At 55.8% G+C, this 251-nt stretch carries 1 pseudogene; it reads right to left on the reverse strand.

From position 1 onward, the window contains the following. Window positions 1-15: 15 nt before the first annotated feature. Window positions 16-251: pseudogene (locus HX855_RS33065) on the reverse strand (hypothetical protein); the annotation flags it as partial.

A 251-nucleotide genomic window follows, 5' to 3' on the forward strand; every position in this document is an offset into this window, starting at 1 on the left:
CAAGAGCACAGCGGCCTACCGGCCGGCTTGAGTGTGGTGAAGCAACAGCAACAGCAACAGCAACAGCAACAGCAAAATCAGAAGCGGGCACGGTCCAAATGTGGGAGCTGGCTTGCCTGCGATGGCATCGCCTCGGTGTATCTGGAAGACCGAGTTGTCTGCATCGCAGGCAAGCCAGCTCCCACAGAAAAGCAGAGCTGCATCAGCTTCAGATTTGGCTATCGCGCTGGCCTTTGTATTGGTTTCTACCA

It is taken from the genome of Pseudomonas sp. IPO3778 (assembly GCF_013386825.1).
Classification (GTDB): domain Bacteria; phylum Pseudomonadota; class Gammaproteobacteria; order Pseudomonadales; family Pseudomonadaceae; genus Aquipseudomonas.